Raw genomic sequence first — 23,966 nt, forward strand, 5'->3', positions numbered from 1 at the left:
GTTCAGCCTCCCTGCCGGGGGGTGACGATCTCGATCCGGTCGCCCTCGGACAGCGTGGTGCTGGCGCGGGACGCCGCCGGAACGAAGGTCTCGTTCAGCGCGGTGGCGAGCTTTGCCTCGCCATAGCCAAGCTCGTCGAGCGCGGTGGCAAGCGTGGTCGATGCCAGCGTGGTGGCGGTGCCGTTAATCATGACTTTCATCCATGAACTCCGTTTTCTGACCGTCCAGCGCGGCGGCCACCGCCATCCGCGCCAAGGCGGGGGCAAGCAGAAAGCCGTGACGAAACAGCCCGTTAAGATAAAAGGTCTGCCCCCGCCGGCGCAGGCGGGGAAGGTTTCCGGGAAAGGCGGGGCGCGCATCGGCGCCGATTTCGACCAGCTCTGCCTCGCCAAAAGCCGGGTGCAGCGCATAGGCCGCCGACAACAGTTCGAACACCGAGCGCACGCTGCGCCGGTGACGCTCGTCGCTTTCGATCTGCGTGGCGCCCAGCATAAAGATCCCGTCGGCGCGCGGCACCACATACAGCGGATAGCGCGGGTGCAGCAGGCGCACCGGGCGGGCCAGCGCGATGTCGGCGCTGCGCAGGATCACCATCTCGCCTTTGACGCCGCGCAGGTCCGGCAGCGCATCTCGCGCGCTCAGCCCGCGACAATCAAAGGTCAGCCCCTCGGGCGTGGCCTCTCGCGGCTCAAAGCGCACGCCAGAGCGCTCCAGCCGGGCGCGCAGGGTCTGCAGGGCCGCGCGCGGGTCCAGATGCGCCTCGCTGGACATGTGCAGGGCGCGGCCAAAGCGCCCGGCAAGATCGGGCTCTAGCGCCGCAATCCCCGCGTCATCCAGCGCCACATGCCCGCTGGTGCGGCGGGCAAAACGGTCAAGCTCGCGCCGGTCGCGCCCGAGGGTCAGCACCAGCGTGCCCTTGCGGGTGACCGTGGCGCCCTGCCCTTCCCACCAGTCGGCGGATAGCTGGCCCAGCCGCACCACCGGTTCTTCGGCGGTTTCGCCTTCGCAGAACGGCGCCAGCATGCCGCCCGCCCACCACGAACAGCCATGCGGGCCGGGATCGGGCTGCGGATCGCAGAGTGTCACCTCGCAGCCCCGCGCCAGCAGTTCGCTCGCGGTGCAAAGCCCGGCCACGCCGCCGCCGATCACCATGGCGCGGGTCATGGCCGCGCTCCGGCGCATGGCGCGCTGCCCGTTCCGGCAGCGGCAATGCAAGCTGGTTGTGGCCTCATCTTTGGTCCTCCATCGGCGCGGGCGGTCGGCGCGGAAAGGAGGAGGGGGGCGCAGGGGCAATATCGCCGGGGTCTGCGCTCTCTCCGTTCCCTACGCCGGTATTGCCCGGATCAGGTTCGATGGGTTGGCACATGCCTCTCAGCCCCTGACGGGGCACCCCAACGGATTTCGCAAAGGCTAGCCGCTTCGCGCGCGGCCTACAAGGGCCGTCGCGGGGGATCGCGTCTGGATTGATGAACAGCCTCTGCCGCAGAGCGCCAAGACGGGTCAGCGGATGACAGCCGCCCGCCCCGCCGGAGACAGCGCCTCGATCAGATCAGAGCCCATCCCCGCCATCGCGTCGGCCAGCAGGCTCCCCGTCGTCGGCCCCAGCGTGAAGCCCTGATGCCCATGGCCGAAATTGAGCCACAGCCCGGCATGGCGCGGCGCCTTTCCGACAAGCGGCAGCATGTCCGGCAGGCAGGGGCGATGCCCGTACCACGGCTGATCCTCGACCACGCGGCCAAGGTCGATCTCGCGGCGCATCACCCGCTCGCCAAAGATCAGCTGCGCGCGATCGACCGGATCGGTCTGCCCCACCAGCGCCGCGCCGGTGGCCATGCGCAGACCTTGGGTCATCGGCGACAGCACGAGCCCGTGTTCGGAATCGACACAGGGGCGCTGAAGCGGCGCCGAGCCGGTGAAATGCTGGTGATAGCCGCGCTTCCACACCATGTTGACGCGATAGCCAAACGGTTTCAGAACTTCGGGCGACCAAGGGCCAAGGCAGATCACAGCATGTTCGCCGCTCAGCGGCCCAGCCTCGCCCTGCACTGTCCAGCCGCTGCCCTGCTGCGTCAGGCTTGCTGCGTCACCGCGCGCCAGCCTGCCGCCCCGAGCCACGAAGAGATCGGCATAGGCCCCGGTCAGCCGGCCGGGGCTGGCGCAGGTCCAGCTGCCGGTCCAGTGCAGCGCCCCGGCATAGCGGGTTTGAAACGATGGCTCTTCGCGGGCAAAGGCCGCGCCGTCGAGCGCGCGGAACGGCACGCCGAATTCCGCCTCCATGCGGTGGGCGTATTGCGCCTGCGCGTCAAAGGCGGCGGCGCTGCGATAGAATTCGAAAAAACCGGCCTGCCGGATCAGGTTGCCCTGCCCGGCCGCGTCGATCAGCGGGCCATGATCATCGACGGAGCGGCGCGTCAGCTGCGCATAGATCCGCGACGCGCTGGCATGGCGCTGCGGCGCCGAATTGGCCCAGTAGGACAGTAAGCCCGCCGCCATCTGCAGTACCGGCAGCGGCGACAGGCGCAGCTGATTGCTGCGCCCCGACAGGAATTTCAGCAATGTCGCGGCATCGCGGGGAAAGGCATAGGGCTCCGCCGCTTCGGACTGGATGATCCCGGCGTTGCCGTAGCTGGTTTCCTCGCCCGGCGCGCGCCGGTCGATCAGGGTGACCGCATGACCGCGCGCCTGCAACGCAAGCGCGCTGCCAACGCCGACCATGCCCGCCCCCAGCACCATGACCTCTGACATTTGCGTCCCTTTGCTGTCGCGCCGCGCGTGGCTCAGATGACCGCGATGACCGTGATCTCGAGCTTTGCCTCGATCACCAGCTCTGCGATGACCGTGGTGCGCACTGGGCGTGGCTCGGGGAAATAGCTGGCGTAAACCGCGTTGAAGGCGGCGAAATCCGCCTTGTCGGTCAGATGGCAGGTGGCCGAGACCACATCCGTCAGCGCCAGACCTTCGCCCTTGAGCGTCTCGCGGATGCGCGACAGGCAATTGTGAGTCTGCGCCTCGATGCCCTCGGGCATGCCGCCGGTCTCGTCAAAGCCAAGCTCGCCGGACAGATAAACGGTATTGCCGACGCGGCGGACCTTGGAAAGCGGGATATCGGACATGTGTCACCTCTGGTGTGTTCTATTCTTCATGGCGTTGCTGCCATGGCTGCAAGCCATTGAGCAGTGAACAACAAACGTCAACCACCGGGGGCGCTTGCCTGCCATTGCGCCATGACGATGGGTCGCTGTGCCTCGAGCGCAGGCAGCAGCCCGTCGATCAGCGCGTCAAAGCCGCTGTGAAAGGGAACCTCGGTGCCAGTGGACCAGCGCGCACAAAGGCGCGGGTCTTCATCTGCGGCATCGCCCGCACGCATTCGGGAAACTGCTCGGGCGGCAGCGCATTGAGCGCGCTGTCGAACGCCTGCCCCCAATTGGTCGAGGCGGGGCGGCCATCCGGTGCAAGTTCCATGGTGATAAAGCCGTAGACGCCGCCGATCGGCATGTTCATCGCCTCGATCAGCGGCGGGCCGTCATAGCCCGCGCGGCGCAGCGCCCCAAGGATATCTCGACCATCCCCATATGCGAGGGGCCATTGGCCAGCAGGTTCGCGCCGATCATGTTGGCAAGGTGAGGATGCTACAAAGAGGCTGTTCTGTAACGGTAAAGCAGCTCTTTGATGGTCCAGCGCCAATCCTCGCGCACCTCGCCCGGGTCCATCAGATCGGTGGTGATGCGCGAGGCCAGCTCGGCGAAGAGATCGTGTTTCGAGCCGCCAAGATGGTGGTAGATCGCCGCCGGAGACACCCCGAGCCGCCGCGCCAGTTCGCGCACCGAAAACCCGGCCACGCCGGTTTCGTTCATCAGGCGCAGCGCCGCATCGACCACCGCTTCGCGGGTCAGCCCGACGGCTGCGGCGCGGCCGATCTGCGCGAGGTCAGCGGCCGCTGCAGGCTTTCTCCGGCGCGGGGGATCGAACCCTGCGTGCCGCACGCCGCGGAAGCAGGCAGGCTGTGACGGCGATATCTTGCGGTTAAACCCGCAAAACATCACCGACAGGTCGAGCTTTGCGCAGATGAACGCCATCTCCGAGAGGGGACGTACCCTGCTGGTGGGGGGCGCGCGCGGTGAATTTTGATGGGGTGCTCGATGCGACGGTGCGGCCCGGCGCGCGGGGGGAAACGACGCTGATGCACCCGGCCGAAGGCCACGTTGCGGCGCTTTGGCCGGTGAGCGCGCAGCAAGCTGCTCTGAGCGCAGCGCGGCGAAACGTGCCAGAGGCCGGGGTGCTGCCGTCGAAGGGCGCGCGCGGAGCGGGCAGGATTGCGGGAGCGGACAGAATGATATACAATTTTCAAAGTATATCCAGACGAGGCCGCCATGCAGATCGCAAAATGGGGAAATTCTCTGGCGGTGCGTCTGCCCGCCGAGCTTGTGCGCAAGCTGAACCTGCGCGAGGGCGATCAGATCGAGCTGGTGCCCGGCGAGGCCGGGCTTGCGGTGAGCCGCCAGCCCCGCCCTCAGGAGGTGCTGGACGAGCTGCGCCGCTTTCGTGGCCGGCTGGCCCCCGAAGACAGGCTGAGCCGCGACGCCGCGCATGAGCGCTGAGTTTCTCGACACCAACGTGGTGCTTTACCTTCTGGCGGGCGGCGCCAAGGCCGACCGCGCCGAGGCATTGCTGCTGGCGCGCCCGGTGATCAGCGTGCAGGTGCTTAACGAGGCGCTGGTGAATTGCCGCCGCAAGGCCGGGATGAGCTGGGCCGAAGCCGGGGCGTTTCTTGGCGGCATCGAGCGGCTGTGCCGCGTCGAGCCGTTGAGCGCGCAGACCCACGCCGTGGGCCGCGCGCTGGCCGAACGCTATCAGCTGAGCGTGTATGATGCGATGATCGCCGCCGCCGCCCTGATCGCGGGCTGCGAGACCTTATATACCGAAGACATGCACGCCGGTCTTCTCATCGAAGACCGGCTGCGTCTGGTCAACCCGTTCGCCTGACTATTGCGCCACGCAATCGGCGTAATAGCGCATCACGCCGGTGTCGTCCTTTTCCACCACGAGGCCGTGGATGTCGGTCTCGAATCCGGGGCATTCGCGGGCGAATTCACGGTTGAAGCGCAGGTAATCGACGATCTTGGCGTTGAACACCTCGCCGGGGATCAGCAGCGGGATGCCCGGCGGATAGGGCGTGACCAGCGACGTTGTCACCCGGCCTTCGAGATGGTCGATCTCGACCCGCTCGGTCTTGCGGCGGGCGATATTGGCAAAGGCCGCCGAGGGGGTCATCGCCGGGTGGTGATCGCTGAGGTAGATCTCGGTCGACAGCCGCGCCACGTCGTATTTGGCATAAAGCGCATGCACATGCTGGCACAGCTCATTCAGCCCCATCTTTTCATAGCGCGGCTGCTTGGCGATGAATTCCGGCATCACCTTCCACAGCGGGTTGTTCCTGTCATAATCATCCTTGAACTGCTGAAGCGAGGCCAGAAGCGTGTTCCAGCGGCCCTTGGTGATGCCAATGGTGAACATGATGAAAAAGCTGTAGAGCCCGGTCTTTTCCACCACCACGCCATGCTCGGCGAGGTATTTCGACACGATCGACGCCGGAATGCCGGTTTCGGCAAAGAAGCCATCGATGTTCAGGCCCGGCGTGATGATCGTCGCCTTGATCGGGTCAAGCATGTTGAAGCCGGGCGCCATGTCGCCAAAGCCGTGCCAGCTGTCTTCGCCGCCGGTCTCGACGCCTTCGCTGTCGGTCTTCTTGAGTTCCCAGTCGCGGGTGCGCCCAATGCCTTCTTCGGCAAGCTCTTCCGGGCCCCAGACCTGAAACCACCAGTCATTGCCGTATTGCTCGTCGACCTGCCGCATGGCGCGGCGGAAATCCAGCGCCTCGTCGAGCGATTCCTCGACCAGCGCGGTGCCGCCCGGCGGCTCCATCATCGCCGCCGCCACATCGCAGGACGCAATGATGCTGTACTGGGGCGAGGTCGAGGTGTGCATCAGGTAGGATTCATTGAACAGGTGCCGGTCCAGCGGCACCTCTTCGGCGTCCTGCACCAGAACATGGCTGGCCTGGCTGATCCCCGCCAGCAGCTTGTGCACCGATTGCGTGGCGTAGGTGACGGATTTCTTGGTGCGGCCCCGCTTGCGGCCCATCGAATGGTACTGGCCATAGAACGAATGGAAGGCGGCGTGCGGCAGCCATGCCTCGTCGAAATGCAGGTTCTCGACATAGCCATCGAGCAGGCCCTTGATCACCTCGGTGTTGTAGAGCACGCCGTCATAGGTCGATTGCGTCAGGGTCATGATGCGCGGCTTGATCGCATCAAGATCATAGCCTTCGAGCAGCGGGTTGGCGGCGATCTTGGCCTTGATCGTCTCTGGCTCGAATTCGCTGCGCTGGATCGGGCCGATGATGCCGAAATGATTGCGCGTCGGTTTCAGGAACACCGGAATCGCGCCGGTCATGATGATCGCGTGCAGGATCGACTTGTGACAGTTGCGGTCGACCACCACCACATCGCCGGGGGCGACGGTGTGATGCCAGACCATCTTGTTGGAGGTCGAGGTGCCGTTGGTGACAAAGAAACAGTGATCGGCGTTGAAGATCCGCGCGGCATTGCGTTCCGACGCCCCGATGGCGCCGTTGTGGTCCAGCAGCTGGCCAAGTTCCTCGACCGCATTGCAGACATCGGCGCGCAGCATGTTTTCGCCGTAGAACTGATGATACATCTGCCCGATGGGCGATTTCAGGAAGGCCACGCCGCCCGAATGGCCGGGGCAATGCCACGAATAAGACCCATCCTCGGCGTAATCCAGCAGCTCCTTGAAGAACGGCGGCTGGATGCCTTCGAGGTAGCTTTTCGCCTCGCGGATGATGTGGCGGGCGACGAATTCCGGCGTATCCTCGAACATGTGGATGAAGCCGTGCAGCTCGCGCAGGATATCGTTGGGCAGATGGCGCGAGGTCTTGGTTTCACCGTAAACGTAGATCGGCACGTCGGCGTTCTTCCAGCGCACTTCCTCGATGAACTGGCGCAGGTGCAGCACGGCGGGGTCGAGATCGGGGCCGGGGCTGAATTCTTCGTCGTCGATCGACAGCACAAAGGCCGAGGCGCGGCTTTGCTGCTGGGCGAATTGCGACAGATCGCCATAAGAGGTCACACCGAGCACTTCGAACCCTTCGGTTTCGATGGCGTCGGCAAGGGCGCGGATGCCAAGGCCCGAGGTGTTCTCGGACCGGAAATCCTCGTCGATGATGACGATGGGAAAGCGGAATTTCATGGGCGTCTCCTGTTGGCGCGCCGGGAATTGGCCCCGTTGTTTCGACACGGCCGGGATACGTCAAGGGGGGCAGAAGCGCACGAACCTTCGGGGGTTCAGCGGCGGCAGTGGCCAGATCGCGCCCACGAGGCCCGGACGATTTGAGAAAAAACTCGACCTTGGTCGCATCAAGGGCCAAGGGCATTGCGGCACCAACTTGCCCTGCGACCTGCAGCATATTGAAAACATGACAAATTAAGACCTTTTTAACGCTGCCATGCAAACGATGCATTTCGGAATTGCACCTGCGGCAATTGTGCTGCGGCGCAGCAGCCCCTAAATAGGGTCCCAAGACGCCAAGGCGTACACAAGTTTCCTGGGGCCTTCTCCTCCTCCCTTGGCCCCGGAAATTGGCGGCAACTCTCTCTCCTCCTCCCTGAGAGTTGCCGCCGTCCCTTTCTTTTTCAGCCGTTGCAGATCATTCCGCCGTTGACGTGAATCGTCTGTCCGGTGACGAAAGATCCGTCGCGGCTGGCGAGAAACACGTAGGCAGGCGCAACCTCGCGCGGATGGCCCATGCGCCCCATCGGCGCGGCCATGTTGCGCAGCTTGTCCTCGTCGAAATCGGCAAAGGCGTCCTGTATGTCGGTGATGATTGGCCCCGGCGCGACTTCGTTCACCCGGATCTTGCCAAGCTGCTGCTTCGCGAGAGCGCGGGTAAAGCTGACGATGGCCCCCTTGGTGGCGGTGTAGGGCAGCAGCGTCTCATTCCCGATGAAGGCGTTGATCGAGCTGGTGTTGATGATGCTGGCGCCCTCGGGCATATGCGGCAGCGCGGCGCGCGACAGGTAGAATATCCCGTCCATGTTCACCGCAAAATGGCTGTGCCAATCGTCGTCGCTGACCTCGGTCAGATCGTGATGGGCCTTTTGCATCCCGGCGTTGTTGACCAGCACGTCGATGCCGCCCCACGCCTGCACCACCGCGCTGACCGCTGCCTCGCAATCGCCGCGCTCGGCGGCATTGGCCTGCATCACCAGCACCTCGGCCCCCTCGGCCTCCAGCGCGCGGCGGGTTTCCTCGGCCTTGTCCTCGGCGCTGTGGTAGAGGATCGCCACCTTCGCCCCCTCGCGGGCGAAATGCAGCGCCACGGCGCGGCCAATGCCGCTGTCACCGCCCGAGATCAGCGTGCGCTTGCCGGTCAGCTTGCCAGCGCCGTTGTAGGCGTCGTCGATGTATTCGGGTTCGGGGAAAAACTGGCTCAGTTCGCTCATGTTGGTCTCCGTTCAAGTGTTGATCGCGGCAACCGCGCCGCCGTCGACCCGCCAGGCCGACCCGTTGGTAAAGCTCGCCACGCCCGAGCACAGCATCGCCGCCGCCGCCGCGACCTCTTCGGGCTTGCCGCGCCGTTTCAGCGACAGGTAGGGGCGCTCTTCGTCGAGAAAGCTTGCGATGGCCTCGTCCATCGACACGCCAAGCGCGTCGGCGCGTTTTTCCATCATGCCGTCGGTCATCGGGCTCTCTATGAAGGCGGGCATGACGGCATTCACCAGCACCCCCTTGGGGCCGTAGGGCAGGCTCAGCGCCTTGACGAAGCTAAGCAGCGCTGCCTTCGAGGCATTGTAGACCGCCTCGTCGGGATAAGGCTGCACGGCGTTTTCCGACACGGTGAACACCACCCTGCCCCAACCCTGCTGCGCCATATGCGGCACGAATGCCTTGGCCATGCGCACGCCAGACATGAAGTTGGTGTTCCAGCAGTCGAACCAGTCATCCGTGCTCATGTCGAGCGGGTCGCCCTTGGCGCCGGTGATCCCGGCCATGTGCACGAGGATATCCGCCCCGCCCTTGGCTTCGACATCCGCTTTCAGCGCTTCGATGTCGCTGTCGCTGGTAAGATCGGCAGCGCGAGTGCCGATCACCGCATCGCCCAGATCGGCAGCGGCGGCGTCAAGCGCCCCAGCGCTGACATCGGTGAGAAACAGCTTTGCGCCTTCGGCGGCAAGCGCCTGTGCGGTGGCCTTGGCAATGCCGCCGGCGGCGCCGGTGATCACGGCGATCCGCCCTGAAATCTGCAAATCCATGCGCTGGTGTCCTTTCCTGAGATCAAGGCCCCGCCATGCGGGGGTCAGAGCCGAAACGGGCGCCACCACCCTGCGGTTCCGATGGCGCGGCGCGCTCGCGCAGCCGTGATCGGGCGAATTGCGCGCTACCGCGTTGGGAAGCATGACGCAAAGGACAGCCCCATGACCCACCGCCCCCGCAGCGAAGCCGAGCTGCGCGCCCATATCGCCCGCGTGGCGATGGATGGCGACATTGCCGCCCGCCGCGATGGCTTTGCCCGGTTGGCCGGGCCTCAACCTGTGGGCGAACCCCTTGAGCTTGGCGGTGTGCCCTGCCGCGCCATCGGAACCGGGCCTGACCTGCTGTGGTTGCACGGCGGCGGCTATGTGTTCGGCAGCGCGCAAACCCATCTGATGCTGGCTGCCGCGCTGGCCAAAACGGGGCTGCGGGTGATCCTGCCCGACTACCGGCTTGCGCCAGAGCACCCGTGGCCCGCGATGCTGGAGGATGCGCTGGCGGTGCTGGGCGCGCTGGGGCCGGTATGTGTGGGTGGAGACAGCGCGGGCGGGCATCTGGCGCTTGCCCTCGCGCGGCGCCAGCCCTGCCTCGGGCTGGCGCTGATCTCGCCCAACACCGACCGCACCGGGCGCTGCACCACGCGGCAACGCGGCAGCGACGCGATGAACGATGACGCCACCGATGCATGGCTGGGGCGCATCGCCCTGCCCGGCCTGCCGCCGGACGATCCTGACGTCTCGCCGCTGGGCAGCGATCTGTCGGGCCTGCCGCCGCTGCATCTGGAACTGGCCGGGGCCGAGATCCTGCTGGATGACGGCCTGCTGCTGGCGCGCGCGGCGGCGCTTCAGGGCGTGGATGTCTCGCTGCACGTGACGCCGGGGCTGTTTCACCTGTTCCCGCTATGGCCCGACGCGGTTGCGCAAGGCGCCGCGGCGCTGGGGCGTATTGCGGCCTTTGCCCGCGCCGCCAGCGAGCGCAATGTTGGTTCGGCGGGAACCCGCTCGCCCCTGCCGGGTTAACCCCGAGACAGGAGCCGACCATGACCTCAGATCCCGACACCACTTGGGCCGCCCGCCCCGCCGAGTTGCAGCGCCGCCACTGGATCAGCGCCGCCAAGGATGTCTGGACCGGCATCTCCCGCGACCGGCTGAGCCTCATCGCCGCCGGGATCGCCTTTTTCGGCCTGCTGGCGCTGTTTCCCGCGATCACCGCCCTGATGGCCATCGCCGGGCTGTTCCTGACCCCCGGTGACGTGACCGCTCAAATCCAGCAGATCTCGGCGATGATGCCGCCAAGTGCCGCAGACATCGTCATCGAACAGGCGAAGAGCGTTGCCGGCAGCGATCAGGGCGGGCTGGGCCTTGCCGCCGCGCTGGGTGTGATCATTGCGCTCTATTCGGCGTCGGCGGGGGTGTCGAACCTGATCGCTGGGCTGAACGTCTGCTACGGCGTGCGCGAGTCGCGCAATTTCATCAAGCTAAAGGCCGTCACCATGGTGATGACACTGTTGCTGATCGTGGCCTTCCTGATGTCGCTGTCGGTGGTGCTGGTTCTGCCGGGGGTGCTGTCGTTGCTGCAACTTGGCGCGACGGTCGAGATCACCGTGTCGATCCTGCGCTGGATCCTGCTGCTTGGCTTTACCGTGACCGGGATCGCGCTGATCTATCATTTCGGCCCGGACCGCCGCCCGGCGCGCTGGCGCTGGGTGACACCCGGCGCATTGATCGCCTGCCTGCTGTGGATCGTCGCCTCGTTCGGCTTTTCGCTCTATGCTGAAAATTTCGGCAGCTATCAGGAGACCTTTGGCTCGCTCGCCGGGGTAGTGCTGCTGCTGTTCTGGCTGTGGATCTCGGCGTTCATCGTGCTGCTGGGCGCACGGATCAATGCGGCACTCGAAGACCAGACCCGCGCGCCGACGCAACAGGCGGACTGACGTTCAGGTTTCGAAACGCCGGCCGATCATCATCACGGTCGAACCGGTCCTGCGACAAGGCCCGGCACCGAAAGACAGGGGCAGCGCTGTTGCCCCCCCTGCCCCGGCAAAGGGTGGCGACGTGGATGTGAAGGTCCGGAGGATATCGCCCAGTATCTGATCAGGCTGGCCTCGGACCGCAGGGTCGCGCTTTGCAAAGAAAGCCCGGTCTGAAACCGCGCCATCGGCGGTATTTACATGCCAATTTTCGAATATATCAGAACGCCAAGCTCTCTTGGGACAAGCGGTTGCGCCCCTGTTTCTACGCCCCGCGCTCGAGGATGAGCAGATCGCGCGCTGGCATGCCCACCGCAATGTTGCGCGGGGCCAGCCCCATCAGCCGGCGCGGAACGTCGGTGACCATGGGGATGGCCTCGGCGGGTGGCAACCCGACATGCTGCATCAGGTTCACGAGGCAGTCGCGCAGGCTGACATGAGCGCCCGCCAATGCGCCTTCGGCATTGATCAGCCGCCCGTCCTGCACCTGTATCTGCGCCCCGTACAGCATGAAATGATCCGGCCCGCCCACCGTTGCCATGGCATCGCTGACGGCAAAGCACAGCCCCGCACGCGGCCGTGCCCGCAGCGCGATGCGCAGCATCGGCCACGAGACATGGATGCCGTCGCAAATCAGCCCGCAGGCGACCTCTGACTCGATCGCCGCCCCCAGCAGTCCCGGCGCGCGCGAGGTCATCGGATCCATCGCGTTGAACAGATGCGTGACGCAGGAAACGCCGCGGGCAAACGCCGCCTGTGCCTCGTCATAGCTGGCGGCGCTGTGACCCGCCGACACCACCGCGCCGCACGCGACCAGCGCCGCCAGCAGCGCCGGGTCGGCCAGTTCGGGCGCGAGGGTGATCATCACCGCGACCCCCTGCCCCCGTAACCGCTCGACCAGCGCCACGCTGCGGCGATCAAGCGGGCGCAGAAACCGCGCCGCATGGGTGCCGCGCCGCGCCGGGGCAAGATGCGGCCCTTCGATGTGCAACCCCAGAATGCCAGTGTCGCCATGGCAGGCCAGAACCGCATCGGCGGCGGCCTCGGCAACTTCGGGCGCGTCGGTGATCACGGTGGGAAGGATATCGCCGGTGCCCAGCTTGCGATGTGCCGCCGCGATGGCGCGCAGCCCATGTGGCGTCGGTGTGTCGTTCACCATCACGCCGCCGCCGCCGTTCACCTGAAGATCGCTCAGCAGCGGGGTGATCAGCGCCACCTCGCGGGCGGGCGCATCGCTGCGGGGGCGGATGGCGACAAGCCGGTCGCCCTCGATCACCAGCTCTTGCCCGCCGTGCAACCGACCGTCGCGCCACAGCCCTGTCGGGGCGATCACCTGCCGCATATCCTGTCTCCTTCGTACTGAGCCGAGCGATGACCGCCGATGCGGCGCAGGTCAAGGGCATGATATCCGCGAGCATGGGGTTTCACCGGCGCGCCCGCATCCCCAGATCAAGAGGACGACTCGCCATTTGACCCCGAACACCGGAGCGTTGCCATGACGACCAGATTGCTTGCCGCCCTTTGTGCCCTTGCCTTGCCGCTGCCCGCGCTGGCGCAGGATTTCAACGCCGCGCCGCCCAACGCGCCGGATCAGCGCCCGGCCTTTGCCGGACAGACCCGCGCGCCGGTGATCGACGATGACACCGCGCTGCGCAGCACCGTCATCGCCAGCGGGCTGCGCAATCCCTGGGGGATGGACCAGCTGCCCGACGGGCGTTGGCTGGTCACCGAGCGCATTGGCCGTTTGCGCCTGATCACGCCGGAGGGCAAGGTCAGCACGGTGCGCGGCTTGCCCGAGGTTGATGATCGCCGTCAGGGCGGTTTGCTCGACGTCGCCGTGGCGCCGGATTTTGCCCAGACCCGCCGCGTCTGGTGGAGCTATGCCGAACCGCGCGGCGGTGGGCGCAACGGCACATCTGTCGCCACCGGGGTGCTGTCTGACGACGAGGCGCAGATGCAGAATGTGCGTGTGATCTTTCGCCAGCAACCGGCGTGGGACTCGACGGCGCATTTCGGCTCGCGGCTTGTCTTCGACTGGCAAGGTGCGCTGTTCGTCACCACCGGGGACCGCAGCCTGCCAGAGCCGCGCGCCTTGGCACAGGACGTGACCACGCATCTTGGCAAAGTGCTGCGGATCTCGCCCGCGGGCGGCGCGGCCTCTGGCATCCCCTCAATACCGGGAGCACAGCCCGAGATCTGGTCACTGGGCCATCGTAACCTTCAGGCCGCAACGCTGGGCCCTGATGGTGCGCTTTGGACAGTTGAACACGGGCCGCGCGGCGGCGATGAGTTGAACCGCCCGGAGGCCGGCAAGAATTATGGCTGGCCGGTGATCACCTATGGCGAAGATTACAGCGGCGACCCGATTGGCGCGGGCCTGACCTCGAAGCCGGGGCTGGAGCAGCCGCTGTATTACTGGGACCCGGTGATCGCACCCTCGGGGATGGTGTTCTATGACGGCGCGCTGTTCCCCAATTGGCAGGGCAGCCTGTTGATCGGTGCGCTGGCCGGGCAGGCGCTGGTGCGTCTTGAACTGGATGGCCGCACCGTGAGCGGAGAGGCGCGCTATCTTCAGGGGCAGGGCCGGGTGCGCGATGTTGACGTTGCCAGTGATGGCGCGGTGATGATGCTGACCGATGCGCGCAACGGATCTCTGATCCGTCTCGTACCGCAATAGGCGCGAATATTAACAGCTGTTAAGCTGCGTACGGTTGGCTCATTGGGCCTTAACAGCTGTTAAGGCAGCAGACAGGCCCGGCGTTTCGCAAGGGCAGCGATCATGCCCGCGCCATCGAACCTGCCTTCCATTGCACGTTTTGCAAGGGCTCTCAGATATGCGCCCGGCGAGCGAATTTCAGAGAAGCGCTCCAGCATCGACACCACCGCAACAGAGGCATGGGTGGCGCCCATGCGTTGGCGCGCCTCTTCCCAGGCTGGCCTGTCGATGCCCATGGACGCGCACAGCCGATCCGCTGCGGCGTGCAGATCGGGCCAGCTTTGGATCGGTTCAGGGTTGAAGGTTTCGAGGCTTGGGCAGTTCTCTGTCAGGCAAAGCAATGTGCAATCCTGCGCGGGATTTTCGGCGATCTGCTGAACAGGAACAGAATGATCTATTTCTGTCCTCTGTTGGTGCTGCTCATTCTGGGCGTCAGAGCTGCCGGAATCCGCTGCAATCACAGGGCCGAGCTTGCGCTGAATCCCGTCGATCGCGGCGGTCAGCTCCGCCTGAATCTCATCCAGCTTTTCGGTCGTCAGCTTGCGTCGAAGCGCCCTTGCAGTCAGCAGGCACAGATCCGCCAGCGGCGCGTCGGGCACACCATGCGCTTCGGCCAGCGCCAGCAGCGCGGCCAGATCGCGGCGCATCAGGCTGACGGTTTCGCGCTGCGCGCGCAGCGCACGCTCGGCCTCGCGGGCGGCATTTGCGGCGCTGAGAATCCGCGCCGACATCCGGGGCAGGGGGGAGAGATCGAAGCCAAAGGCGGTCGGCACCGCCGCGCCCCGGCGCACGTAGCGTTTGCCGTTCGGGCTGTCGCGGCGGATCAGCAGCCCGGCCTCGACCAGCCGGGAAAGGTGGCGACGCATGGTCGAACAGGCCATGCCGTTCAGCCGCTCGCAGATCGCACGGTTCGACGGGAACACTACCATCGGGCCGCGCCCCAGCGTCGCCGAGGGATGAAAGCTGAGCAGCGCCTGCAACACCGTCAACTCGCGGCTGCTCACGCCAAAGGCGTCGCGGGCCACCGTCAATTCGCGAAACAGCGCCCATTTGTCGAGTTCAGGCATCGGTTCGGGCAACGATTCAGGCCCGGCGGCATCGGTCAGATGCGCGCAGGTGAGCGGCCGTTGAAACGGCGAAATCGGGGTGTAGTCCATGTCGATGTCACGAAGGCAAAGATAGTGCGGCCCGCGAATCGCTTTGCGCTTGCGGGATCAAGACGGGGCCGCTATCTTCAGAGGTGCGAAAACTGAGTTTCAGCGGGCCATGTCTCGTACGAAACCCATCAAGGTCTCGTGAAGCTTGCTTCTCGGGGCCTTTTTTATTGTCTTGCCTCTGCTCGTGCCTCCTTTTTCAGTGTTGCTCGATGGTCAGTCTTCCGGCGCCTGTTTCCAGCGCGCGTGAAGCTCTTGCAGCAGCGTGGGGGCCTGTGCCTCCAGCCAGCGTGCGAAATCCTTGTCCTCTGCCCGCAACTCCAGCCGCAGCGAGCGGCCGAGCGCGGTGCGCAGCGTGCCGATGCCGTCCAGCGCAAGGCCTGCGTTCGCGGCCGGCGCGGCCTTCACTGCGGTCAGCACCGCCAGAAACGCCGCGTCCGAGCCATGATCGCGCGCTTGCAGCGCCACCGCTACCAGAGCGGGCGGCGAGGGGGCGTCGAGCCGTTTCTTCAGCTCCTCCCAGCGCGGGCGGCCGATGCCGGGGGCCGCGCCGATGGCGGCAATCAACTCGGGGCCAACCGCGCGCACCACGCCGAGCAGCTGCGACACTGCCGCCTCGGTCAGGCCCAGCACCTCGGCGACGCCGCGACCGCTGCGCAGATCGGGGCCAAGTTGATCGCTGTCGAGCAGCTGCGCTGCCACCAGCGCGCGTTCGATGAAGCTGAGATCGCGGCGAGCCTGATTCTCCAGCAGCTGGTCCTTGAGCGCCTGATCGTCATCGAGATCGGCGACGATGGCCCGCACCGGCAGCCCCAGCGCCTCGCAGGCGGCAAGGCGGCGGCGGCCATAGATCAGCTGGTAACGCCCGCCATCGCCGGGCCGCACCAGGATCGGCACACGCTGACCGCCTGCCGCGATCGAGGCTTGCAGCTCGGCGAGGTCCAGCGACAACCGATCCTCGAGTCGCCCGTCGGTGTCGATCTGGCTGACCGGGATCTCGGTGATGCCCTCGCGCAGGCGGGCGCTTTGCTCGGCCTCGCGCGCAAGACGGCCTTCCTGCGCGTCGGGTGCATTGCGCAAGGTCTGAAGCGGCAGGCCGAGTTTGGGTTTGCGAGCCATCAGCGCCCCCATGTCTTTTGCAACAGCGCCGCGATCTCGTCGTTCACGGCATTCATCGAATCGATCGCGCGGTCAAAGGTGGCGCGGGTGAAATCCTTGCGTTCGGCCTCGTAAAGCGTCTGCTTGGTGAGGCCCGCATCGGAAATGGCAGTGGATTCGACCATCTGGTTGACCAGCACCGCGCGCCCGAATAGCCCGCGGATAAAGGCGATCACCTCGGTCTGCGGAGCATCGCCCACTTTGTAGCGGGTCGGCAGGAAGCGCAGCCAGTCAAACCGCAGATCGGCCCCGGCGTCGCGGATCACCGACAAAAGGTCCGAGGTCATGCGCAGGAATTGCGACATCGACATCAGGTCGAGCATCTGCGGATGCACCGTTACCAGCACCCCGGTCGAGGCGCTGAGCGCGCTCATGGTCAAAAAGCCCAGCTGAGGCGGACAGTCGATGACCACCACGTCGTAATCGGCCTCGACCTCATCGAGCGCATCGCGCACCCGGGCAAAGAACGCCCGTGCCCCGCCGCGCGCAATCGCCGCCGGGGTCTCATGTTCGAATTCCATCAGCTCAAGATTGCCAGGAATCAGGTCAAGCCCGCGCATGTAGGTCTTGCGGATGACATCGCGGATCGGCATCGGCGCATCGTAGCGCACCGCGTCATACAGCGTGCCACCATCGGCGAGGTCGACTTCCGGCTGGATGCCATGCAGCGCCGACAGCGAGGCCTGCGGGTCAAGATCCACCGCCAGCACCCGGTAGCCGGTCAGCGCGAGGCGCTGCGCCAGATGTGCGGAGGTGGTGGTCTTGCCGGACCCGCCTTTGAAATTGACCACCGAGATCACCTGAAGCGGGTCATCCCCGCGCCGCCCGGGCAGATAGGTTCCGGGCTTTTTCGCCTTTGATTCAAGCGCTTCGCGGATCTGCCACAGATCGTCGAGCGTGTAGCGGCGGTGGTTCCCGGCGGTCATCTCGACCTCGGGGATCTTGCCTTCGCGGTGCAGCTTGCGCAGGTAGGTGTGATCGACATGCAGCAATTCGGCGGCTTCGCCACTGGTCAGGCTGCGCATCTGTTTGCGCGCGTCAGGCGGGAAATGCGCCTCGCGCTGCGCTTGCAGATTGGCAGCGAGCAGCTCGGCATATTGGCCGATTGCCGTATCGAGGTCCAGATCACTGTCGTTCATCGCCTGCCCGCCTCGCCCGGCCATATGCCCCTGTTCAAGGTCACTGGCATTTTCGTGGGCGCGTTTTTTGTCGAATACATCGGTATTTTTCGAGACTATTGCGCGCTACACCGGATTCGTGCAAGCGGTTTTTGTGGCGCGCGGTGCGGGGCGAGCGGTTTGTCCCGATTTTATCCACAGAGTTGTACGGCGATCCGGGCGGGTGGGCCAGCCCGGATTGGCGGTTCAGATCAGGTCTCTGCCAGCGCCAGCGCGTTTTGCCAGTCGCGGGCATGGGCGCGCAGCGCCTCGGCGTTGGCGGGCAGCGGATGGGCCTGGGTGCCGGCCCGCATGTCTGGCGCAAACAGCAGCGCCGCCCCGATCGAGGTGCCGGTGGCAGAGCTGGCAATCTCGACCCCGCCGGGGCGCAGCGCGGCCAGCATGTCGAGCAGCGCAGCATTGCGCGCCGCCGGCCCTTCGACAATCACCGGTCCCTCTGCGCCGATCAGCGAAAGGCAGGCGTCGCTCATCAGGGCCATGTACCATGCCAGCGCGCAGAGCCGCGCGCCGTCGTTTGTGGGCGGTACCGTCCAGCGGTGCTGACGGTCGGGGAATGGCCCGCATCCCGGCACCACGGCGGGCAACAGGTGTATGCGGCTGGCGAGCACCTCGGCGGGGCAGGGGGGCGCGCGGCGTCCCTCGCTGATCAGCGCGTGTTCGCGCCCGCCCATGAACCGCGCCGAGGGCACCGGCGCGCCAAAGGCGTTGACGTTCATCAGCGTGTCGCGGGCCGGGTCAAGCGTGGTCTGCGCGCCGCCCACCGCCATGGCAATGACCCATGTGCCGGTCGAGACCACCGAAAACGGCCCCGACCGCCCGAGCAGATGCGGCAGCAAGGATGCATTGCTGTCGTGGATGCCGCAGGCGACGGGGGTGTGCGGAGCCAGCCCGGTCTGCGCGGCGATCTGCGGCGTGATGGTTCCCAGAACATCCGAGGCCTTGCGCGGCGGGGCCAGCCTGCCGCCAAGACCGAGCCTGCCGAGCAGCGCCGAGGCGCGCGCCTCGCGCGGCAGCCACAGATCGGTATGGCAGCCAAGCGAGGACATGTCGCTGGCGAGCGCCCCGGTCAGCCGGAACCCCCAATATTGCGGATAGGTCACGATCTGCGCGACGCGCTGCGCCAGCGTGGGGTCTTGCGCCAGTTGCCAGTGCAGCTGCGCGCCAAGGTTCAGCCCCAGTGGCAGGCGCGGGCTGCCGGTTTCGGCAAAGGACGGGCGAAGCGCGTCATAACCGGCGGCACTCTGCTCTGGCCCGTCATGTTCGTAATCCAGCATCGGCGCGGCCAGAGCGCCCTGCGCATCCAGCAGCACCGCCGCCGCGCCATGGGTGGTGACGGAAATCGCATCCACGTCATGTTCGGCGTGAAAGGCGGCAAGGTGATGCAGGAAGAACGCCCAATGCCCGTCAAGATCGAAGCTTGGCCAGGGCGGGCCGGGGATCACCGTATTGGGGCGGGTCACCACGGCGATTTCCTCGAGCCGGTCCAGATCGACCAGCGCCAGCTTGGCGTTGGTCTTGCCGACGTCGATCACGGCGATATGGCGCGGCGCAGTCATGGCAGGTGGAACACGGTTTGCAGCGGCACCTCGACGGGGCTGTCATCGGCATTGGTGGCCATGATGTCGGCCATCATCGCCCACCAGCGCCGCACCGCCGGATGTTGCGGCAGTGCGTCCATGCCATGATCTTCGCGCCGCCAGAGCACGGCGAAAAGCGCATTGGTGTCAGGGTCGTGGTGGATGGAATAATCCTCGACCCCGGCCGCGCGCAGCGCGTCGACCAGCTCGGGCCAGATGGCGTCATGGCGGCGCTTGTATTCCGCCAGCTGGCCGGGGTGCAGCGTCATGCGAAAGGCGATCTTTTGCATCGGCCTATGCCCCCCATCGCAGCATCGACCAGAGCCGGGGCAGGGCAATCACCCCGATCAGCAGCGCGCCGATGACGATCGACATCACGATCCCCGGCACGTTCAAAAGCCCCAGCCCAAAGGTCACCAGCCCCATCACAAATGCGGCGATCACCACACCGGGGATCGACCCCGCCCCGCCAAGGATGCTGACCCCGCCGAGCACCACCATGGTGACGATCTCCAGCTCCCACCCCATCGCGATGCTGGGCCGGGTGGACCCCAGACGCGAGGTTAGGCAGATCGCCGCGATGCCCGACATTAGCCCGGTGAGCAGGAACAGGATAAAGCGCACCCGCTGCACCCGGGTGCCGGAAAACAGCGCGCCGGTGGCGTTGTTGCCAATGGCAAACACCGAGCGGCCAAAATTGGTCTTGTGCAGCAGCACGCCAAAGGCCACCGCCAGCAGCGCAAACAGCACGAATTCGAACGAGACCACCCAGAACACATAGCCTTGGCCGAAAAATGCAAAGCTGTCGGGATAGCCCCGGTAGGCCTGATCGCCCAGCACGATATAGGCGATGCCGCGATACAGGCTCATGGTGCCAATGGTCACCACGATCGACGGCAAGGCCAGCCGCGTCACCAGCGCCCCGTTGAAGGCCCCCGCCGCCAGCCCGGTGCCCAGCCCAATGGCCACCAGACCCGGCGTGCCGACCCCGGCCTGCACCGCCGCCCCCATCGCAGTGGAACACAGCGCAATGATCGAGGCCACCGACAGGTCGATATCCCCCGCGATCACAAGCAGCGCCATGGCAAAGGCGATCATTGCCTTTTCGGTGAAGTTGAACGTCGCATCGCTAAGGTTCCACGCGTCGAGGAAATACGGCGAGGCAAAGCAATTGGCGACAAAGATCGCCACGGCGACCAGCAGCAGCAGGCTTTCCCAGCTTTTCAGACGGCGCGCCAGCGGCGATTGCAGCCGGTCGGGAATGGGGTGAGAGAGGCTCATGCTGCTGTCTCCGCCTTGCGCAGGATGATCCTGCCTTTTGTCTTGCCTGCCTTGGCGTTGAACGCCACGGCAAGGATGATCGCCGCGCCGGATATCGCCAGCTGCCAGAAGGGCGAGATGCCCACCACCGGCAGCGCGTTCTTGATGACGCCAAGGAACAGCGCGCCGAGCACCGCGCCCGCGACCGAGCCGATGCCGCCGGCGATGCTGACGCCGCCGATCACCGCCGCCGCTACGGTATCAAGCTCGAAGCCGCCCGCGATGTCGACATAGGCGACCGCATAGCGCGACACCCACAGATAGCCGGTCAGCCCCGCCAGCGCGCCCGAGATGGTATAGGCGGCAAAGCGCGTGCGCCCCACGTCGATGCCGGTGTAGACGGCGGCATTGGGATTGCCGCCCACCGCATAGACCGCCCGGCCAAGCGCGGTGCGCGTCATCAGCAAGAAGAACGCCGCAACGGTAACGATGGCGATCCAGCTCAGCATCGGCAGGCCCAGCAGCTCGGCGCGGGGAAAGGCCTTGAACGCGTCTGACATCTCGTGGCTGTTCACCCATTTTCCTTCTGAAATCAGGAAGATGATGCCGCGAAAGATGGTCATGGTGCCCAGCGTCACCACGATCGACGGGATATCCAGTTTCCACACCAGCAGCCCGTTGATCATGCCCATCACCGTGCCAAGCGCCACCGCGATCAGCAGCAGGGCCGCCACCGGCAGCCCCGGAAAGGCGATGTTCAGCATCGCCGTGCACATGCCGGTCAGCGCCAGATTTGCCGCAACCGATAAATCGATGCATTTGGTCAGGATCACCACCATCTGCCCCAGCGCCAGCAGGATCAGCGGCGAGGTGTCGTTGAACACCGCCGCAAGATTGCCGGGGCTGACAAAGGCCGGAAAGCGCGTGGCGATCAGCAGCAGCAGCGCCAGAATGGCACCCGCAAGAATGGTCTCGCGCGCCTTGAGAATGCTCATGTGCGGGTCTCCGTGTGGGCTTGGGTGATGCCGGCGGCGTGGCGGACAAGGGTTTCGGGGGTCATCTCGTCGCCGCTCAGCTCGGCGGCCATACGCCCTTCGCGCATGACGATGATGCGGTCTGACATGCCCAACACCTCGGGGATTTCTGAGCTGACCATGATCACCGCCAGCCCCTGCGCCGCCAGTTCCGCCATGAAGTCATGCACCGCCGCCTTGGAGCCGATGTCGATGCCCTTTGTCGGCTCGTCGAGGATGATGATGCGGGGCTGCGTCGCCAGCCATTTCGCGATGACCACCTTTTGCTGGTTGCCCCCCGACAGCGTGCCCAGCTCGGTATCAAGCGAGGCCGCCCGCAGTTCCAGCCGTTCGCAATATTGCCGGGCCAGCGCGAATTCCTCGGCCAGCCGCAGGAAACCGCGCCGTGACGTGCGCCCCAGCGAGGGCAGCGTGACGTTCTGAAAAATCGGCAGCGCGGTGATTGCGCCCTGATGGCCGCGATCTTCGGGAACATAGACAATGCCCGCGGCGATGGCCTCGGCGGGAGAGCGGATCTGCTGCGCGGCGCCGTCGATGCGGATCGCCCCGCCAGAGGGCCGGGTGATGCCGAACAACGATTGCATCACCTCAGAGCGGCCAGCGCCGACAAGGCCGTAAAAGCCGAGGATCTCGCCTTGCTTCAGGCTGAACGAGATGTCCTCGAATTCGGTCGGGTGGCTGTAATCGGTCACCGACAGCACGTCGTCGCCGTGGCTCGGGCTGCGCTTTGGAAAGACATGCGCCACCTCGCGGCCCACCATCATCTGCACCAGCGCGTCATTGTCGGTGTCTTCGATGCGCCCCTCGCCGATGAACTGGCCATCGCGGAAGACGGTGTAATTGTCGGCGATGCGGAAGATCTCGTCGAACTTGTGGCTGATGAACAGGATCGCCTTGCCCTGCGCCTTCAGGGTGTCGACCAGATCGTACAACTCGTGGATTTCCTTGTGCGACAGCGCCGCGGTAGGTTCATCCATGATCACCACGCGGGCGTCGATCGACAGGGCGCGGGCAATCGCCACCATGTGTTTCGATGCAATGCCCAGATCGCGCAGCCGCGCCGTGGGGGCAAGGTCGGAGCCGATGCCCTGCAGGATCTCGCGGGCGCGGGCATGGGTCTGCGCCCAGTCGATCAGGCCGAACCGGCCACGGGGGGCGTGGCCCAGAAAGATGTTCTCGGCGACGGAGAGCTCATCGAACAGCACGGTTTCCTGATGGATCGCGGTGATTCCGGCATCGGCCGCCGCCTGGGCGCTGGCAAAGCGGATTTCCTTGCCGTCGAGCAGGATGCGCCCCGCGCTTGGCTGATAGATGCCGGTCAGCGTCTTGACCACGGTCGATTTGCCCGCGCCGTTTTCGCCCACCAGCGCCGTCACCTCGCCCGCATACAGCTTCAGCGTGACGTTCGACAGGGCGCGCACGCCGGGAAAGGTCTTGGTGATGCCGTCCAGCGCCAGCACCGGGGTCGGGCGGGCCATGACGGCAGGATCGGGGCGCGTATCGGCCCGCGTGTCGGTCTGCATCAGCATCTTGAAGTCACCTGTGAAGGGCCCCGGCGCAGCCGCCGGGGCGATGGACAAGGATCAGAAGATCGACTTGAACTCTTCGACGTTGCTGGCGTCGTAGACGAAGGGATCGGCCATCGCGCCGACGGTGTCGTCATCCAGCGTCACGGCGCCCATGCGGCCCATGGGGATTTCGCCGCCCGGCTCGGCGGTGGCCTCGCTGCTGGCCAGCGCATAGGCGATCATCGTTGCGGAATAGCCAAGATCGATCGGATTCCAGATCGCAAAGCTTTTCGACGCGCCGGACTCCACCGCGCCCGCCATTTCCGACGGCAACCCAAGGCCGGTGACATTCACCTGCCCGATCTTGCCCGCATCCGCCACCGCCTGCGCGGCTGCCACGATGCCCACCGAGGTCGGCGCGATGATTGCATCCAGATCCGGGTAGGACGCCATCAGCCCCTGTGCCTCGCGGTAGGATTTATCGGCAAGATCATCGCCGTAGACCGTGGCAACCAGCTCGATCCCGGCATAGTCGGGCAGCACCTTCTTCATCTCGTCGATCCAGATGTTCTGGTTCGTCGCGGTGGCCGAAGCCGACAAAAGCGCCACCTCGCCGCCATCGGGCATGTTGTCGGCGGCCAGCTTGAGGATCATGTTGCCGATCAGCTCGTTGGACGAGGGGTTGAGATGCATCATCCGTCCCTCGGGGGCCACGCCGCTATCCCAGGAGATCACCGTGATGCCGCGCTGCATCGCCTTTTTCAGCGCGGGCACCAGTGCGTCGTAATCATTGGCTGACACGGCAATAGCATCGACCCGCTGGGCGATCAGCGAATTGATCACCTCGATCTGGCCTTCGGCGGTGGTGTCGGTGGGGCCGGTGTAGATGATTTCCGTGTCGCCCAGCTCGGCGGCGGCTTCCTCGGCGCCCTTGGCGGCGGCCTCGAAAAAGCCGATCCCCAGCGCCTTGACCACCAGCGCGATGCGCATGTCCTCGGCCTGTGCGGCGCTCGCGCCCAACATGGTCGCGGCCATCGCCACCCCTGTCATCAGTGTCTTTATCGCGCTCATCTCTTTTCCTC

The 23,966-nt window shown here is 65.7% G+C and carries 24 protein-coding genes and 1 riboswitch; of the genes, 5 read left to right on the plus strand and 19 right to left on the minus strand.

Annotation, left to right across the window (positions count from 1 at the left end):
• Nucleotides 1-2: 2 nt before the first annotated feature.
• The 6 genes from thiS to Q4543_RS16980 all read right to left on the minus strand — a co-directional run bounded on the left by thiS (nt 3) and on the right by Q4543_RS16980 (nt 4,076).
• Nucleotides 3-200, minus strand: a complete 198-nt coding sequence (thiS, locus tag Q4543_RS16955; RefSeq protein ID WP_303440190.1) for a sulfur carrier protein ThiS — start codon at nt 198-200, stop codon at nt 3-5.
• The gene (locus tag Q4543_RS16960) at nt 184-1,164 is read right to left on the minus strand and encodes an FAD-dependent oxidoreductase (RefSeq protein ID WP_303440192.1); all 981 of its coding nucleotides are present in this window, start codon (nt 1,162-1,164) and stop codon (nt 184-186) included. The genes thiS and Q4543_RS16960 overlap by 17 nt, the downstream gene beginning before the upstream one ends.
• A gap of 139 nt (nt 1,165-1,303) precedes the next feature.
• A riboswitch (TPP riboswitch) is annotated at nt 1,304-1,404 on the minus strand.
• Between the two features lie 96 nt (nt 1,405-1,500).
• On the minus strand, nt 1,501-2,745 hold the full coding sequence (locus Q4543_RS16965) for an FAD-binding oxidoreductase (protein ID WP_303440195.1): 1,245 nt from the start codon (nt 2,743-2,745) through the stop codon (nt 1,501-1,503).
• 32 nt (nt 2,746-2,777) lie between these two features.
• On the minus strand, nt 2,778-3,113 hold the full coding sequence (locus tag Q4543_RS16970; protein ID WP_303440198.1) for a RidA family protein: 336 nt from the start codon (nt 3,111-3,113) through the stop codon (nt 2,778-2,780).
• Between the two features lie 157 nt (nt 3,114-3,270).
• On the minus strand, nt 3,271-3,495 hold the full coding sequence (locus Q4543_RS16975; protein ID WP_303440202.1) for a hypothetical protein: 225 nt from the start codon (nt 3,493-3,495) through the stop codon (nt 3,271-3,273).
• 134 nt (nt 3,496-3,629) lie between these two features.
• The gene (locus Q4543_RS16980) at nt 3,630-4,076 is read right to left on the minus strand and encodes a TetR/AcrR family transcriptional regulator (RefSeq protein ID WP_303440205.1); all 447 of its coding nucleotides are present in this window, start codon (nt 4,074-4,076) and stop codon (nt 3,630-3,632) included.
• A gap of 294 nt (nt 4,077-4,370) precedes the next feature.
• Between Q4543_RS16980 and Q4543_RS16985 the strand changes: the two genes are divergently transcribed.
• Entirely contained in the window at nt 4,371-4,598 is a 228-nt protein-coding gene (locus Q4543_RS16985) for an AbrB/MazE/SpoVT family DNA-binding domain-containing protein (protein ID WP_303440208.1), read from the plus strand.
• Nucleotides 4,588-4,983: a PIN domain-containing protein gene (locus Q4543_RS16990; protein WP_303440211.1), complete on the plus strand. Its 396-nt coding sequence runs from the start codon at nt 4,588-4,590 to the stop codon at nt 4,981-4,983. The genes Q4543_RS16985 and Q4543_RS16990 overlap by 11 nt, the downstream gene beginning before the upstream one ends.
• On the opposite strand, the gene Q4543_RS16995 is transcribed toward Q4543_RS16990, so the two are convergent.
• The 3 genes from Q4543_RS16995 to Q4543_RS17005 all read right to left on the minus strand — a co-directional run bounded on the left by Q4543_RS16995 (nt 4,984) and on the right by Q4543_RS17005 (nt 9,332).
• Complete coding sequence (locus Q4543_RS16995) at nt 4,984-7,269, minus strand: arginine/lysine/ornithine decarboxylase (RefSeq protein ID WP_216002466.1); 2,286 nt, start codon at nt 7,267-7,269, stop codon at nt 4,984-4,986.
• Between the two features lie 443 nt (nt 7,270-7,712).
• Nucleotides 7,713-8,522 (minus strand): SDR family oxidoreductase, encoded by an 810-nt coding sequence (locus Q4543_RS17000; protein WP_303440215.1) that lies wholly within the window; start codon nt 8,520-8,522, stop codon nt 7,713-7,715.
• 12 nt (nt 8,523-8,534) lie between these two features.
• The gene (locus Q4543_RS17005) at nt 8,535-9,332 is read right to left on the minus strand and encodes an SDR family NAD(P)-dependent oxidoreductase (protein ID WP_303440218.1); all 798 of its coding nucleotides are present in this window, start codon (nt 9,330-9,332) and stop codon (nt 8,535-8,537) included.
• A 162-nt stretch (nt 9,333-9,494) separates the two neighbouring features.
• On the opposite strand from Q4543_RS17005, the gene Q4543_RS17010 reads away from it, so the two are divergent.
• Entirely contained in the window at nt 9,495-10,349 is an 855-nt protein-coding gene (locus Q4543_RS17010) for an alpha/beta hydrolase (RefSeq protein ID WP_303440221.1), read from the plus strand.
• Nucleotides 10,350-10,369: 20 nt separating this feature from the next.
• Nucleotides 10,370-11,263, plus strand: a complete 894-nt coding sequence (locus Q4543_RS17015; RefSeq protein ID WP_303440223.1) for a YihY/virulence factor BrkB family protein — start codon at nt 10,370-10,372, stop codon at nt 11,261-11,263.
• Between the two features lie 301 nt (nt 11,264-11,564).
• Here the strand turns inward: Q4543_RS17015 and Q4543_RS17020 are convergent, their stop codons facing one another.
• Complete coding sequence (locus Q4543_RS17020) at nt 11,565-12,641, minus strand: N-acetylglucosamine-6-phosphate deacetylase (protein ID WP_303440226.1); 1,077 nt, start codon at nt 12,639-12,641, stop codon at nt 11,565-11,567.
• A gap of 153 nt (nt 12,642-12,794) precedes the next feature.
• Here Q4543_RS17020 and Q4543_RS17025 point away from each other — a divergent pair, with 153 nt between their 5' ends.
• Nucleotides 12,795-13,976, plus strand: coding sequence for a PQQ-dependent sugar dehydrogenase (locus Q4543_RS17025; protein ID WP_303440229.1), 1,182 nt, complete (start codon nt 12,795-12,797; stop codon nt 13,974-13,976).
• Between the two features lie 59 nt (nt 13,977-14,035).
• Here the strand turns inward: Q4543_RS17025 and repC are convergent, their stop codons facing one another.
• The 9 genes from repC to rhaS all read right to left on the minus strand — a co-directional run bounded on the left by repC (nt 14,036) and on the right by rhaS (nt 23,955).
• On the minus strand, nt 14,036-15,172 hold the full coding sequence (repC, locus tag Q4543_RS17030) for a plasmid replication protein RepC (protein ID WP_303440232.1): 1,137 nt from the start codon (nt 15,170-15,172) through the stop codon (nt 14,036-14,038).
• Between the two features lie 213 nt (nt 15,173-15,385).
• Nucleotides 15,386-16,288: a ParB/RepB/Spo0J family partition protein gene (locus Q4543_RS17035; protein WP_303440234.1), complete on the minus strand. Its 903-nt coding sequence runs from the start codon at nt 16,286-16,288 to the stop codon at nt 15,386-15,388.
• Complete coding sequence (repA, locus tag Q4543_RS17040; protein ID WP_216002457.1) at nt 16,288-17,466, minus strand: plasmid partitioning protein RepA; 1,179 nt, start codon at nt 17,464-17,466, stop codon at nt 16,288-16,290. Before repA ends, Q4543_RS17035 begins: the two co-directional genes overlap by 1 nt.
• A gap of 230 nt (nt 17,467-17,696) precedes the next feature.
• On the minus strand, nt 17,697-19,061 hold the full coding sequence (locus tag Q4543_RS17045; RefSeq protein ID WP_303440237.1) for an FGGY-family carbohydrate kinase: 1,365 nt from the start codon (nt 19,059-19,061) through the stop codon (nt 17,697-17,699).
• Complete coding sequence (rhaM, locus tag Q4543_RS17050) at nt 19,058-19,372, minus strand: L-rhamnose mutarotase (RefSeq protein WP_303440239.1); 315 nt, start codon at nt 19,370-19,372, stop codon at nt 19,058-19,060. The genes Q4543_RS17045 and rhaM overlap by 4 nt, the downstream gene beginning before the upstream one ends.
• A 4-nt stretch (nt 19,373-19,376) precedes the next feature.
• Complete coding sequence (locus Q4543_RS17055; RefSeq protein WP_303440241.1) at nt 19,377-20,363, minus strand: ABC transporter permease; 987 nt, start codon at nt 20,361-20,363, stop codon at nt 19,377-19,379.
• Nucleotides 20,360-21,337 (minus strand): ABC transporter permease, encoded by a 978-nt coding sequence (locus Q4543_RS17060; RefSeq protein WP_303440243.1) that lies wholly within the window; start codon nt 21,335-21,337, stop codon nt 20,360-20,362. Before Q4543_RS17060 ends, Q4543_RS17055 begins: the two co-directional genes overlap by 4 nt.
• Entirely contained in the window at nt 21,334-22,899 is a 1,566-nt protein-coding gene (locus Q4543_RS17065; protein WP_303440269.1) for a sugar ABC transporter ATP-binding protein, read from the minus strand. Before Q4543_RS17065 ends, Q4543_RS17060 begins: the two co-directional genes overlap by 4 nt.
• Before the next feature lie 60 nt (nt 22,900-22,959).
• Nucleotides 22,960-23,955, minus strand: coding sequence for a rhamnose ABC transporter substrate-binding protein (gene rhaS, locus Q4543_RS17070; RefSeq protein ID WP_303440245.1), 996 nt, complete (start codon nt 23,953-23,955; stop codon nt 22,960-22,962).
• Between the last annotated feature and the right edge of the window lie 11 nt (nt 23,956-23,966).

The sequence above is a fragment of the Salipiger sp. 1_MG-2023 genome (genome assembly GCF_030547555.1).
Taxonomy (GTDB): domain Bacteria; phylum Pseudomonadota; class Alphaproteobacteria; order Rhodobacterales; family Rhodobacteraceae; genus Salipiger.

Coding starts and splice junctions, on each gene's coding strand:
- thiS (WP_303440190.1), bottom strand. CDS start 200: ATGAAAGTCATGATTAACGGCACCGCCACCACGCTGGCATCGACCACG.
- Q4543_RS16960 (WP_303440192.1), bottom strand. CDS start 1,164: ATGACCCGCGCCATGGTGATCGGCGGCGGCGTGGCCGGGCTTTGCACC.
- Q4543_RS16965 (WP_303440195.1), bottom strand. CDS start 2,745: ATGTCAGAGGTCATGGTGCTGGGGGCGGGCATGGTCGGCGTTGGCAGC.
- Q4543_RS16970 (WP_303440198.1), bottom strand. CDS start 3,113: ATGTCCGATATCCCGCTTTCCAAGGTCCGCCGCGTCGGCAATACCGTT.
- Q4543_RS16975 (WP_303440202.1), bottom strand. CDS start 3,495: ATGCCGATCGGCGGCGTCTACGGCTTTATCACCATGGAACTTGCACCG.
- Q4543_RS16980 (WP_303440205.1), bottom strand. CDS start 4,076: ATGGCGTTCATCTGCGCAAAGCTCGACCTGTCGGTGATGTTTTGCGGG.
- Q4543_RS16985 (WP_303440208.1), top strand. CDS start 4,371: ATGCAGATCGCAAAATGGGGAAATTCTCTGGCGGTGCGTCTGCCCGCC.
- Q4543_RS16990 (WP_303440211.1), top strand. CDS start 4,588: ATGAGCGCTGAGTTTCTCGACACCAACGTGGTGCTTTACCTTCTGGCG.
- Q4543_RS16995 (WP_216002466.1), bottom strand. CDS start 7,269: ATGAAATTCCGCTTTCCCATCGTCATCATCGACGAGGATTTCCGGTCC.
- Q4543_RS17000 (WP_303440215.1), bottom strand. CDS start 8,522: ATGAGCGAACTGAGCCAGTTTTTCCCCGAACCCGAATACATCGACGAC.
- Q4543_RS17005 (WP_303440218.1), bottom strand. CDS start 9,332: ATGGATTTGCAGATTTCAGGGCGGATCGCCGTGATCACCGGCGCCGCC.
- Q4543_RS17010 (WP_303440221.1), top strand. CDS start 9,495: ATGACCCACCGCCCCCGCAGCGAAGCCGAGCTGCGCGCCCATATCGCC.
- Q4543_RS17015 (WP_303440223.1), top strand. CDS start 10,370: ATGACCTCAGATCCCGACACCACTTGGGCCGCCCGCCCCGCCGAGTTG.
- Q4543_RS17020 (WP_303440226.1), bottom strand. CDS start 12,641: ATGCGGCAGGTGATCGCCCCGACAGGGCTGTGGCGCGACGGTCGGTTG.
- Q4543_RS17025 (WP_303440229.1), top strand. CDS start 12,795: ATGACGACCAGATTGCTTGCCGCCCTTTGTGCCCTTGCCTTGCCGCTG.
- repC (WP_303440232.1), bottom strand. CDS start 15,172: ATGGACTACACCCCGATTTCGCCGTTTCAACGGCCGCTCACCTGCGCG.
- Q4543_RS17035 (WP_303440234.1), bottom strand. CDS start 16,288: ATGGCTCGCAAACCCAAACTCGGCCTGCCGCTTCAGACCTTGCGCAAT.
- repA (WP_216002457.1), bottom strand. CDS start 17,466: ATGAACGACAGTGATCTGGACCTCGATACGGCAATCGGCCAATATGCC.
- Q4543_RS17045 (WP_303440237.1), bottom strand. CDS start 19,061: ATGACTGCGCCGCGCCATATCGCCGTGATCGACGTCGGCAAGACCAAC.
- rhaM (WP_303440239.1), bottom strand. CDS start 19,372: ATGCAAAAGATCGCCTTTCGCATGACGCTGCACCCCGGCCAGCTGGCG.
- Q4543_RS17055 (WP_303440241.1), bottom strand. CDS start 20,363: ATGAGCCTCTCTCACCCCATTCCCGACCGGCTGCAATCGCCGCTGGCG.
- Q4543_RS17060 (WP_303440243.1), bottom strand. CDS start 21,337: ATGAGCATTCTCAAGGCGCGCGAGACCATTCTTGCGGGTGCCATTCTG.
- Q4543_RS17065 (WP_303440269.1), bottom strand. CDS start 22,899: ATGCAGACCGACACGCGGGCCGATACGCGCCCCGATCCTGCCGTCATG.
- rhaS (WP_303440245.1), bottom strand. CDS start 23,955: ATGAGCGCGATAAAGACACTGATGACAGGGGTGGCGATGGCCGCGACC.